Annotated in this window: 11 protein-coding genes; all 11 read right to left on the bottom strand. The window is 71.2% G+C overall.

What is annotated here, in order from left to right; translation table 11 throughout:
- Positions 1-49: 49 nt before the first annotated feature.
- Genes ACY0MJ_RS21515 through nrfD form a run of 11 tightly spaced genes read right to left on the bottom strand, consistent with a single transcriptional unit; the run spans position 50 to position 9,026 of the window.
- Positions 50-1,054: an SDR family oxidoreductase gene (locus ACY0MJ_RS21515; protein ID WP_462640605.1), complete on the bottom strand. Its 1,005-nt coding sequence runs from the start codon at positions 1,052-1,054 to the stop codon at positions 50-52.
- The gene (locus tag ACY0MJ_RS21520) at positions 1,051-1,383 is read right to left on the bottom strand and encodes a cytochrome C oxidase subunit IV family protein (protein ID WP_462640606.1); all 333 of its coding nucleotides are present in this window, start codon (positions 1,381-1,383) and stop codon (positions 1,051-1,053) included. Before ACY0MJ_RS21520 ends, ACY0MJ_RS21515 begins: the two co-directional genes overlap by 4 nt.
- The gene (locus ACY0MJ_RS21525; protein ID WP_462640607.1) at positions 1,380-1,997 is read right to left on the bottom strand and encodes a cytochrome c oxidase subunit 3; all 618 of its coding nucleotides are present in this window, start codon (positions 1,995-1,997) and stop codon (positions 1,380-1,382) included. Before ACY0MJ_RS21525 ends, ACY0MJ_RS21520 begins: the two co-directional genes overlap by 4 nt.
- Positions 1,994-3,631, bottom strand: a complete 1,638-nt coding sequence (gene ctaD / locus ACY0MJ_RS21530; RefSeq protein ID WP_462640608.1) for a cytochrome c oxidase subunit I — start codon at positions 3,629-3,631, stop codon at positions 1,994-1,996. The genes ACY0MJ_RS21525 and ctaD overlap by 4 nt, the downstream gene beginning before the upstream one ends.
- Complete coding sequence (gene coxB / locus ACY0MJ_RS21535; RefSeq protein ID WP_462640609.1) at positions 3,628-4,581, bottom strand: cytochrome c oxidase subunit II; 954 nt, start codon at positions 4,579-4,581, stop codon at positions 3,628-3,630. Before coxB ends, ctaD begins: the two co-directional genes overlap by 4 nt.
- Positions 4,578-5,384 carry an SCO family protein gene (locus ACY0MJ_RS21540; protein ID WP_462640610.1) on the bottom strand — a complete coding sequence of 269 codons (807 nt, stop codon included), beginning with the start codon at positions 5,382-5,384 and terminating at the stop codon, positions 4,578-4,580. The genes coxB and ACY0MJ_RS21540 overlap by 4 nt, the downstream gene beginning before the upstream one ends.
- Positions 5,381-5,728 (bottom strand): hypothetical protein, encoded by a 348-nt coding sequence (locus tag ACY0MJ_RS21545; protein WP_462640611.1) that lies wholly within the window; start codon positions 5,726-5,728, stop codon positions 5,381-5,383. The genes ACY0MJ_RS21540 and ACY0MJ_RS21545 overlap by 4 nt, the downstream gene beginning before the upstream one ends.
- A complete protein-coding gene (locus ACY0MJ_RS21550) occupies positions 5,718-6,779 on the bottom strand; it encodes a hypothetical protein (RefSeq protein ID WP_462640612.1) in 1,062 nt (353 codons plus the stop codon). The genes ACY0MJ_RS21545 and ACY0MJ_RS21550 overlap by 11 nt, the downstream gene beginning before the upstream one ends.
- Positions 6,776-7,375, bottom strand: a complete 600-nt coding sequence (locus ACY0MJ_RS21555; RefSeq protein ID WP_462640613.1) for a c-type cytochrome — start codon at positions 7,373-7,375, stop codon at positions 6,776-6,778. The genes ACY0MJ_RS21550 and ACY0MJ_RS21555 overlap by 4 nt, the downstream gene beginning before the upstream one ends.
- The gene (locus ACY0MJ_RS21560; protein WP_462640614.1) at positions 7,372-7,899 is read right to left on the bottom strand and encodes a DUF3341 domain-containing protein; all 528 of its coding nucleotides are present in this window, start codon (positions 7,897-7,899) and stop codon (positions 7,372-7,374) included. The genes ACY0MJ_RS21555 and ACY0MJ_RS21560 overlap by 4 nt, the downstream gene beginning before the upstream one ends.
- Entirely contained in the window at positions 7,896-9,026 is a 1,131-nt protein-coding gene (gene nrfD / locus ACY0MJ_RS21565) for an NrfD/PsrC family molybdoenzyme membrane anchor subunit (protein ID WP_462640615.1), read from the bottom strand. Before nrfD ends, ACY0MJ_RS21560 begins: the two co-directional genes overlap by 4 nt.
- Between the last annotated feature and the right edge of the window lie 27 nt (positions 9,027-9,053).

The raw sequence follows: 9,053 nt of genomic DNA on the forward strand, positions 1-9,053 counted from the left end.
AGCCCGACTTTGCCACACGATCGCCCCCTCGCGCTTTCGTGAGCGACGGCTAGCGCCGGCGGTACACGATCAATGACGCCACTGCCAAGGCGGCCGCAGCCGCCCCGGCCAGCGCCCCCTGGTGCGTCGTCGCCCAGTACTGCCAACTGCCCCGGTGCGCCTGCGCATCGAACCGCCCATGCGCCCCATGGTCCCCCGCCACCGGCTGCCACAGGTTGTCCTTCCGCCCCGGCGGCAGGGGCTCGTCGGTGTGCTGCCCATCCACCGCCGTCCGGCCCAGCATGCGATCCAGCAGCCCGGGGATCACGCGCGTGCCCAGGATCGCCTGCACCGCGGGCCAGCCGACCCACAGCTCGCGCCGCCGGTGCGTCGCCGCCCAGTACACCGCGCGTGCCGCCAGTTCCGGCTGGAAGATCTTGCCCATGGGGCGCGGGCGCTTGTCGCGGTTGGTGCGGCCCCACTCGAACTGCGGCGTGTTGAAGGCCGACAGCTGCACCATCGTCAGGTGCACGCGGCTGCGGTCGTGCGCCAGCTCGCAGCGCAGCGAGTCGATGAAGCCGCGCACGGCCGCCTTCGCGCCGCAATAGGGCGCCTGCAGCGGGATCGATCGGTACGCGAGCGCGGAGCCGACCTGCACGATGGTGCCGCGGTCGCGCGGCTTCATGCGGCGCAGGGCGGCCAGCGTGCCCCAGACGGATCCCAGGTACGTCACCTCGGTCGCGCGCTTGTAGTCCTCGGGCGTGATGGTCAGCGCCTCGGCGAAGATGGTGGCCATCGCGTCGTTCACCCAGACGTCGATGACGCCCCAGCGCGCCTCCACCTGCGCCGCCGCCGCTTCCACCTGCTGCGCGTCGGCGACGTCGGTGGGGATCACCAGCGCCTCGCCGCCCAGGCGCTCGACGTCGCTCTTCGCGCCGGCGAGTCCGTCGGTGCCGCGCGCCAGCAGCGCGACGCGCCAGCCGTGCCGCGCGAACTCCTGCGCGATGGCGCGGCCGATGCCGGCCGAAGCGCCCGTGACGACGACGACCTGCCGTCCACCCGTGTCCTTGCTCATGGTCCGCCTCCCAGTTGCCCCGGTTGCTGCACGACGGCCGGCTCCTGCGGCCGCGTCGCCGATTCCAGTCCGCCCAGCGCCAACAGGATGCACCAGGTACCCAGCGCCGTGGCGGCGACGATGCGCAACAGCGCGCCGGCGCGCAGCAGCCCCATGAACAGCGCGACCACGATCGCCGACTTGACGATGGCGATGCCCGCGCCGATGAGCCCGTTGGCGACACCCAGCGGCACGTAGGAACTGGCCAGGCTGCCCAGCATCAGCGCGATGAGCGCGATCCAGGCGACGAGCAGGTGGCGCGCGTGCGCGCGGAATTCGCGGTCGTTCATGCGTGCCGCTCCACGAGGTAGAGGAAGGGGTAGAGGAAGATCCAGACGATGTCGACGAAGTGCCAGTAGAGCGCCAGGCACTCCACGCGGCCGGGCGTCACCCAGTCGCGCCGCCGCGCGCTGGCGCGCGCGAACAGCGCCACGGCCGCCATGCCGCACAGCAGGTGCACGGCATGGATGCCGGTCATCACCCAGTACAGCATGAAGAAGATCTGCGCCCCCGGCTCCGGCAGCGCGAAGCCCGGGCCGGGGAACAGGCCTTCGCTCCATTCCTGGCGGTACTCCCAGCCCTTGATCGCCAGGAACACCAGCCCCAGCGCCGCCGTCGCCCAGAGCAGCCGCGCCGTCCAGCGCCGCTGGCGCGGATGCTGCGCGCACGCCACCGCGAAGGCGACGAGCGCGCTGCTGGTGAGCAGCACCGCCGTGTTCAGCGTCCCCAGCACGACGTGCGTGTGCCGGCTCGCGAGCCCGAATCCGTGCGGCCAGGCGATCCGCCCATGGAGATAGGCCGCGAGCAGCCCGCCGAAGAACAGCACCTCCGAGGCGATGAAGATCCACATGCCCAGGGAAGCCGGCACCACCCGCACCGGCCCCATGCGCGCCGAAGCACTCATGCCGCGCCTCCTTGCTCCCTCTCCCGCTCGCGGGAGAGGGCCGGGGTGAGGGCTCTCGGCTCATTGGGGTCGTAGTCGTACACCCGCTCCGGCACCCTCGGCACCTCCTCGAAGTTGTGCGTCGCCGGCGGCGACCCGGTCGCCCACTCCAGCCCCTTCGCCCCGAACGGGTTCGCCCCCGCCGCGGGCCCCGACCGGTACGACCACGCGAAGTACACCAGCGGCAGCAGGTAGCCGATCGCCAGCACCACCGCCCCCGCCGAGGACAGCAGGTTCAGCACCTGGAACTCCGGCGGATACGTGTGGTAGCGCCGCGGCATCCCCTGCACGCCCAGGATGTACTGCGGGAAGAAGGTGAAGTTGAAGCCCAGGAACACCAGCACCGCCGCGATGCGGGCCCAGGTCTCGGGATAGAGCCGCCCCGTTGCCTTGGGCCACCAGAAGTGCAGTCCGCCGAAGTAGGCCATCACGGCACCGCCGACCATGATGTAGTGGAAGTGCGAGACGACGAAGTAGGTGTCGGTCAGGTGCACGTCCAGCGTCAGCGAGGCGAGGAACAGGCCGGTCAGCCCGCCGATCGTGAACAGGCCGACGAAGCCCAGCGCGTACAGCATGGGCGCGTCGAAGTGGATCGCGCCCTTGTAGAGGGTCGCCGTCCAGTTGAACACCTTGATGGCCGAGGGAATCGCCACCAGGAAGCTGAGCAGCGAGAACACCAGGCTGGCCGTCACCGACTGGCCGCTCACGAACATGTGGTGGCCCCACACCAGGAAGCCGATGGTCGCGATGCCCAGGATCGCATAGGCCATGAAGCGGTAGCCGAAGATGCGCTGGCGCGCGAAGCAGGGCACGATCTCGCTCACCACGCCCATGGCCGGCAGCACCATGATGTACACGGCCGGGTGCGAGTAGAACCAGAACAGGTGCTGGAACAGCAGCGGGTCGCCGCCGTAGGCCGGGTCGAACACGCCCACGTGCAGCAGCCGCTCGGCGATGACCAGCAGCGTCGTGATCGCCAGCACCGGCGTGGCCAGCACCAGGATCACGCTGGTGGCGTAGATCGCCCACACGAACAGCGGCAGCTGGAACCAGCCGAGGCCGGGTGCGCGCTGGCTGTGCACGGTCACGATGAAGTTGAGGCCCGTCACGATGGACGAAAAACCGGTGATGAACACGCCGGCCAGCGCCACGGCCACCCAGGTGTTGGAGAACATCGTGGAGTACGGCGTGTAGAAGGTCCAGCCCGTGTCCACGCCGCCGAGCGCCAGCGCCGCCAGGATGGTGAGTCCGCCCGCGATGTAGAGGTACCAGCTCAGGAGGTTCAGCCGCGGGTAGGCGAGGTCGCGCGCGCCGATCATCAGCGGCACCAGGAAGTTGCCCAGCACGGAGGGAATCGACGGGATCAGGAACAGCCACACCATGATCACGCCGTGCGCGGTGAACAGCTTGTTGTAGGTGGTGTGCGAGACGAGGTCGCCCGCGGGCGTGGCGAGCTCCAGCCGCATGAGCGTGGCAGCGGCGCCGCCGACGAAGAAGAACAAGGTGATGGAGATCGCGTAGAGGATCGCGATGCGCTTGTGGTCGGTGGTGAGCAGCCAGGAGCGCAGGTCGTGGCCGTCCTGCAGGTAGTTCATGGAGCGGCCCCCTCGCGCAGGTACGCGATCAGCGCCTGGATGTCCTCCTCGCTCACCTGCCCGGCGAAGGAGGGCATGACCGGTGCGAAGCCGGCCACCACGTCCTTCTTCGGCAGCAGGATGGAGTCGCGCACGTAGTTCTCGTCCGCCACCAGGCTGCGGCCGTCCTGCAGGTGCACCTGCCGCCCGAGCAGGCCGGCGAGCGACGGCGCGTGCACCGTCGAGCCCGCGACGTGGCAGCCGCTGCACCCCAGCTTGCGGAACAGGGCGAAGCCGTATTGCGCCAGGCTTGCGTGCTCGCTGCCCTGCGCCAGCCAGCGTCCGTAGGCGGCCGGCGTCATCACCACGACGCGGCCGATCATCTGCGAGTGGTCCGAGCCGCAGTACTCCGCGCAGAAGAGGTGGAAGGTGCCCAGCTGCGTCGGCGTGAACGACAGCCCGGTGTAGCGCCCGGGCAGCACGTCCTGCTTGAGGCGGAAGGCGGGCACGAAGAAGCTGTGGATGGCGTCCTGCGAGGTCATGACCAGGCGCACGGGCTGGCCGAGCGGCACGTGCAGTTCGTTGATCTCGCGCCGGCCGTTGCGGTGCTGCAGCTTCCACATCCACTGCTTGGCGACGACGTACACCGGCAGCGCGTCGGCCGGCACGCGGTACAGCGCGACGAAGTCGTGCCCCGCCCAGGTGAACAGGGCGATGAACAGGCCCAGCGGGATCAGCGTCCAGGCCAGTTCCAGCTTGAAGCTGCGGTGCACGTGGCCGCGCTCCGCCGCGCGGCCATGGCGGAAGCGCAGGCAGAAGTAGACGATGGCGACGGTGATCGCCAGCGCGATCGCGCCGCACAGCAGCAGCATGCCGGTGAACAGCAGGTCGGTGCGGTCGGCCGTGCTGGAGGCGCTCTGCTGCAGCAGGCGGAAGGTCGCGCCCAGGCGGGCGTCGCTGTCGCCGTTCATGCGTGGCTCCGGTGCCGCCAGGCGATGAAGGCCAGGGCCGCCACCGTCAGCAGCGACAGCAGGCGCACCATGCCCATCACGGTGCCGCTGTGGCGTCCCACCAGCGGCGCGAAATGCGAACAGAGCAGGGCCACCTGGTCGGCAAGGCCGCCGACGCGCCCGCCCGAGGCCTGCACGAGCGCGGAGCGCAGCTGCGGCGCGTCGAAGCGCACGCCGTTGAAGTAGCGCGACACCACGCCGCCGGGCGTGGCGACGATCACGCTGGCCGGATGCGCGAACTCGGCCGGCTCTCCCGCACGCGTGGGCAGGCGCTCGGCCCGGAAGCCCACGGCCTGCGCGATGCGCCGGCTTTGCGCCGCATCGGCGACCAGCAGGTCCAGGTGCAGCGGCAGCGCCGGCGCGTTCGCGCCTTCCAGGAAGCTGGCGTAGGCGCGATCGAGCTGCCGGCGCCGGTGCGCGTCGGCGGGGGTGTCCTGCGGATCGATGCTGACCCCGACGATGCGCCAGTCGCTGCGCGGCAGGCCCGCATCGCGCAGCGACTCCAGCAGCCCCTGCATCAGCATCCCGCACAGCTGGGTGCAGCGGTAGTAGCCCAGGACCAGCAACACGGGCTGGCCGGGATGGAAGTAGTCGCGCAACTGCACGGGCTGGCCCAGGTCGTCGCGCAGCACCGCGTCGAGCGGCAAGAGCGCGCCGGGATGCGGGTCCAGCCCCGCGTCGGGCGGCGGCGGCAAGGCGAGCGGCTGCGCCGACGCGGCGCTCACGACGACACAGGCGCAGGCGATGAGCAGGCGCCAGTTCATGGACGGCCCTCCGGTGCGCGCGGCGCGGAGGCGGCGGAGGCCGCGAGCCAGGCCATGGCGTCGGCCACGGGAATGCGCGCGATGCCCCGCTGCGCGTCGAGCCAGGCCGCCGAATCCAGGATGCGCTGCTTCTCCGCGCGGTAGCGCGCCAGGTCCAGTTGCGGCGCGCTTTCCAGCGCCGGGCCGGGCACTTCCACGGCGTAGGGCATGCGCACGCGGTCGATGTCAAGTGCCGCGTCCCACCAGGCGAGCAGCAGGAACACGGCGCCGACGACCACGGCCACGGTCGTCGCGATCGCGATGCCGGTCCACAGGATGGGTCGGGTGGCGACATCACCCGGCATGGCGCAACTCCGGTTCGCTGGCGCGCTGGCGCGCGAGCCGCGCGGCGAGCAGCAGCGCCGCCGCGGCGAGCAGGGCGGGGAACAGCCACCAGCCGTGCAGCGTGTGCGCGTCCACGGAGGGCAGCACCATCCATGTGGCGTCGAGCGCCGTCGCGGCCAGCAGCAGCACGGCGACGGCGCACAGGCGCCGCGGCCTGTCCTTGACGCTTCGGAACAGCAAGGCCAGGAAGGGCAGCACCAGCTGCAGGAAGACCAGCGCCACGCCGACGGCCACCCAGCCGGTCTGCAGGCGCGGCACGTACCAGGCCACCTCGTGCGGCAGGTTCTCGGCCCAGATGATCAGGAACTGCATGAAGGCCAGATAAGCCCAGCTCATGACCCACATCAGCAGCAGGTTGCCGAGGTCGCGCGACAAGGGCACGGACGCGACGCCGCCGCTTCGCACGCCGGGCAGCCCGCGCGTGAACAGCACGGCCACGGCGGCGCCGGAAAGCGCCTGCACAGCCAGCACCACCAGCCCGAAGGCGGTGCTGAACCAGCCGGGCACGAGCGACATCAGCAGGTCCACCGCGGCGAGCGAGGTCAGCAGCGTGTGCAGGATCAGCGAGGCCGCGGCGCGCCCCTTGCTCGCCAGCGAGGCGGGCCGCGTGATCCACCACCAGGCGAGCGCGTAGACGGCGAGCCGCACGAGGAAGAAAGGCGTGGACAGCCAGGTGCGCAGGAAGCCCGGACGCGCGATGCCGCGCAGCCAGGCGTCGGTACCGTCCGCCCACGGATAGAGCCAGGCATGGCCCAGCGCGATCGGCAGCAGCGCGAGCAGCAGCCAGGGCATGGCCGTCGCGAGCGACAGCGAGGACGCCACCAGCGGCTCGCCCCAGCGGCCGCCGCTCAGGCGGTTCATCCACGCGTTGGTGAAGCAGCCGAGCACCAGGCCCAGGCACCACCACCAGGCCGCGAGCCAGCCGGCCAGCAGCAGCCGCGGCGCGACGAGCAGGCCGGCGACGACGGCCAGCACCAGCAACGCGATGCCGCTCCAGTGCGCGCGCTTCATTTCGCGGCTCCCGGCAGCTTGGCGCGGATCGCCGGCGGCAGCTGCGCCGCTTCGGCATGCTGGCTGAGTTGCAGCGCGCGGATGTAGGCGACGATCGCCCAGCGGTCCGCCGGCGGCACGCGGTCGGCGTACGAGTGCATGACGCCGTGGCCGTGCGTGATCACGTCGAAGAAGTGCCGGTCCGGCGCGGCGCGCAGGCGCTCCTCGTGGTAGCTCGGCGGCCGGGGGAAGCCGCGCCGCACCACGGGCCCGTCGCCGTCGCCGACGGGGCTGTGGCAGGGCAGGCAGTAGATCCCGTAGCGCTCCTGCCCGCGCCGCAGCAGCGCCAGGGTCACGGGCGGCGGCGCCGTGCTGGTGCTCGCCGCCTCCCATTGCCCGACCGGGTCGGTGCCCTTGCGCCCGCTGCTGGTGAAGGCGAGCGTGCCGGCGGCCATCGGCACGCTGCCGGCGGGCGGCGGCCGGTCGGCCCGGCCGTCGGCGAACAGCGGGCTCGCCTCGCCGGTGTCGTAGCGCGGCTGGTCGTACATGCCGTGCATGGCGCGCTCGCAACCGCCCAGCGCGAGCGGCAGCACGCAGGCGAGCAGCAGCCGCTTCATGGCGCGACCTCCACGCACGCGATCGGTTCGAGTTCCTGCAGCAGCCGCCGCGCCTGCTCCGGCTCGAAGGCCGGGTCGTCGCTGCGCAGGCACAGGAAGAAGCGGTTGCGCGTGGCCAGCTCGAACTCGGGCGCGGCGAACAGCGGATGGCGCAGGCGCGGCAGGCCGCAGCCGGCGAGCATCGCGAGCACCGCGGCGAAGGCGCCGCCCAGCACCGCCATCTCGAAGGTCACGGGCATGAACATGGGCCAGCTGTGCAGCGGGCGCCCGGCGATGTTCACCGGATAGTCCACCACCGCCGCGTACCACTGCATGAAGTAGCCGCCGACGCCGCCGGCGAGTCCGCCGAGGAAGGTCCAGAAGGGCACGCTGCCGCCTTCGTCGCCGAGCGCCTCGGCCAGACCTTCCACCGGGAAGGGCGAGTAGGCCTCGGCATGGCGGTAGCCGGCCGCGCGCACGCGCTTCGCCGCCGCGAGCAGCGCATCCGCGCTCGCGAACTCCGCCATCAGCGCCCAGGGCTTCATGCGCCCTCCTGCACGCTCTCGCGCGCGAGCAGGCGCATCTCGGAAATCGAGATCGCCGGCAGCAGCCGGATGAACACCAGGAACAGCCAGGCGAAGGTGCTGATGGACCCAAGCAGGAACACCCAGTCCCAGAAGGTCGGCACGAACAGGCCCCAGGCCGAAGGCAGGAAGTCGTGCGAGGTGCTCTGCACCACGATCACGACCCGCTCCATCCACATGCCCAGGTTGACGAGCAGGCTGATCGGCAGCAGCAGGCTCGCGCTGCGCCGCACGCGCCGGAACCACAGCACCTGCGGCAGCAGCACGTTGACGGCCATCATGGACCAGTACACCGGCGCGTAGGCGCCGGTCCAGCGGTCCAGCGTCATCGCGATCTCGTATTCGTCGCCGCTGTAGAAGGCCATGAAGATCTCGCTGGCGTAGCCGTAGGCGACCAGCGCGCCGGTGGCCAGCAGCACCTTGGCCGCGTGGTCCAGGTGCACGTCCGTGATGAAGTCGTACAGGTCGAAGGCCTTGCGCAAGGGGATCGCCAGCGTCAGCACCATCGCGAAGCCGGAGAACAGCGCGCCGGCCACGAAGTAGGGCGGGAAGATCGTCGAGTGGTAGCCGGGCGTGTTGCCGATCGCGAAGTCCAGCGACACGACCGAGTGCACCGACACCACCAGCGGTGTCGCCAGCCCGCCGAGCAGCAGGTAGGCCGACTGGTGGCGCGCCCAGTGCCGCGCCTCGCCGCGCCAGCCGAGCGACATCAGGCCGAGGGTGATGCGCTTCAGCCGGCCATGCGCCCGGTCGCGCAGCGTCGCCAGGTCGGGGATGAGGCCCATGTACCAGAACAGGAAGGAAACGATGATGTAGGTGCCGATCGCGAAGAAGTCCCACACCAGGGGGCTGCGCCACTGCGGCCACAGGTTCATGCGGTCCGGGTAGGGCGCGATCCAGTAGAAGAACCAGGGGCGGCCCAGGTGCAGGATGGGGAACACGCCGGCCATCGCGGCCGCGAACAGTGTCATCGCCTCGGCGAAGCGGTTGATCGAGGTGGGGGGGGGGGGGGGGGGGGGGAGGAGGAGGGAGGGGGGGGGGGGGGAGAAACGGAAAGACACAAGCCCAAACCCCCGCCACACCCCCACCCCCCTCCGATGGCATGCGTCGGCGTT

This window comes from Ramlibacter sp. bp-362 (genome assembly GCF_054956735.1).

What these genes read in the sequence shown, in the direction of transcription:
- ACY0MJ_RS21550 (WP_462640612.1), bottom strand. Translation starts at nt 6,779, where the DNA reads ATGAAGCGCGCGCACTGGAGCGGCATCGCGTTGCTGGTGCTGGCCGTC.
- ACY0MJ_RS21515 (WP_462640605.1), bottom strand. Translation starts at nt 1,054, where the DNA reads ATGAGCAAGGACACGGGTGGACGGCAGGTCGTCGTCGTCACGGGCGCT.
- ACY0MJ_RS21540 (WP_462640610.1), bottom strand. Translation starts at nt 5,384, where the DNA reads ATGAACTGGCGCCTGCTCATCGCCTGCGCCTGTGTCGTCGTGAGCGCC.
- coxB (WP_462640609.1), bottom strand. Translation starts at nt 4,581, where the DNA reads ATGAACGGCGACAGCGACGCCCGCCTGGGCGCGACCTTCCGCCTGCTG.
- ACY0MJ_RS21555 (WP_462640613.1), bottom strand. Translation starts at nt 7,375, where the DNA reads ATGAAGCGGCTGCTGCTCGCCTGCGTGCTGCCGCTCGCGCTGGGCGGT.
- ctaD (WP_462640608.1), bottom strand. Translation starts at nt 3,631, where the DNA reads ATGAACTACCTGCAGGACGGCCACGACCTGCGCTCCTGGCTGCTCACC.
- ACY0MJ_RS21525 (WP_462640607.1), bottom strand. Translation starts at nt 1,997, where the DNA reads ATGAGTGCTTCGGCGCGCATGGGGCCGGTGCGGGTGGTGCCGGCTTCC.
- ACY0MJ_RS21545 (WP_462640611.1), bottom strand. Translation starts at nt 5,728, where the DNA reads ATGCCGGGTGATGTCGCCACCCGACCCATCCTGTGGACCGGCATCGCG.
- ACY0MJ_RS21560 (WP_462640614.1), bottom strand. Translation starts at nt 7,899, where the DNA reads ATGAAGCCCTGGGCGCTGATGGCGGAGTTCGCGAGCGCGGATGCGCTG.
- ACY0MJ_RS21520 (WP_462640606.1), bottom strand. Translation starts at nt 1,383, where the DNA reads ATGAACGACCGCGAATTCCGCGCGCACGCGCGCCACCTGCTCGTCGCC.